The organism is Gilliamella sp. B2717 (genome assembly GCF_026536675.1).
Taxonomy (GTDB): domain Bacteria; phylum Pseudomonadota; class Gammaproteobacteria; order Enterobacterales; family Orbaceae; genus Gilliamella; species Gilliamella apicola_I.
Map to the genome: position 1 here is coordinate 303 of NZ_JAFNNQ010000013.1, position 1,613 is coordinate 1,915.

The following is a 1,613-nucleotide window of genomic DNA, read 5'->3' on the forward strand; positions in this document are numbered from 1 at the left end:
GAGTTCTTCTTTAGTGAGCTCAACTGCTTCATCTTTGTTTTTAGAACCTGTTACATCCAAGTAAAGCTTGCCCGAAATTGCCTCGGTCGTATTTGATGATGAAACTTGAGCTTGCATTAGGAATAGATTATTTTTATCTAAATTATTGGCAAGTGAACCATCGGCTAATACTTCAAAATCTAACGTTCCTGGTGGTGTTGCTGGGTCCATATCTGCAATATCGATAAAATTATCATCCTGATTGTGAATGACACGATATCTGCCTTGAGGCAATGATTTTAGCTTGATCGTTCGATAGTAATCACCAATATCACCCCATTTTTCATAATCACTTCCATTCCAGAAGTAAATTTGAAAATATCCATTTCCATTCTCAATCGTTTGCTCACCTGCATACTTCATATCACCATTGAGATCATTAACAGGCGCCCCCGAAAATTGTCCTTTTCCTTGCATTAGAAAGTGCTTAGTTAATGGCATATCAAGTTGTTTAAACTGTACTTTATAACTTGGTGCTAACTCTTTATCAGGATTAGTGACAGCCGTTGTCCCTGGATAGATAGTTTTAACGATATAAGTCACATCTCGATTAATACCATCTTGTTGCCCTTGAAAGCTATATTCACCCTTGGCATTCGTTAGTTTTTTCCCAATAAAATTACTTCCGTTTTCAGTACAATCATTGGTACCGTCATCTTCGCAAAGTAAAACAATAGCATTCTTTAAAGGTAAGTCATTAGCATTGTACATTTGCTCGGTTTGTATCTCACCATCACCTAACCATGTATCTAAAAATACTGAGCCACGAAGTATGTGTTGATTAATTTTTAATTTATACCAGATGTTAGTATCTGTGTTATATTTGTTACCACCACTCGCATTAACAATAATGCTCGATATCATTTTTCTATTATCATTAGGATCGATACTCGAACCACTATTCTGATCATTATTTTCGAAATCAATATCGCCATTCCTTATATCACTGCCGCCACCATATTCCTGTTTAGCCGTAACACGATACTCTCCATTAGGCAAATTAGTGAAATTGTAATGACCCTTGTCATCTGTTGCGAATTCGGTGATAACTGTCCATTCTCCAAATACTTCACGCTCCAGAGTAACCCGATTTTGTTTAATTGGTATATCTTGATTTGGATTATAAGTACCCAAAGTACCAGAGTGACTATTATTTAAATAAACATATCCGGAAATCGTATTGGGTCTTGTTGGTGTAAAATAGATGGTATCTCCCCAAGTTTTAGCCGGTGCAACATTAACCGAATATTCGCCATTATATGATTCGGGATAATCCAAATTATCCTTATCATATTCAACAACAGAATAATAAAACAAACCCGCATGATCGATAGGATAATTTTGTGAGCCTCTTACGCCATAAAAACCCGGCTTTTGATAGCTGACTTCTAATCTATTACCTTGTAAATCGGTTGCTGGAGTCACACCATCTTCTTCAAAAAAGGCTATTTTAGTATAAGTACTGGCGGTAATCGCTTCGAGCCCATTAATCGTTGAACTCCAGCTCCATTCCCCATTGGCTGTTTTCAAATAATTGACGACTAATAAATTACCTAAATCTTTACGTATTGGTG

1 protein-coding gene is annotated in these 1,613 nt (G+C 36.5%); it reads right to left on the reverse strand.

The annotated features are described in order from the left end of the window. A partial coding sequence (locus tag J3U35_RS03155; RefSeq protein ID WP_267359506.1) for a carboxypeptidase-like regulatory domain-containing protein occupies positions 1-1,613 on the reverse strand: 1,613 nt, incomplete at both ends.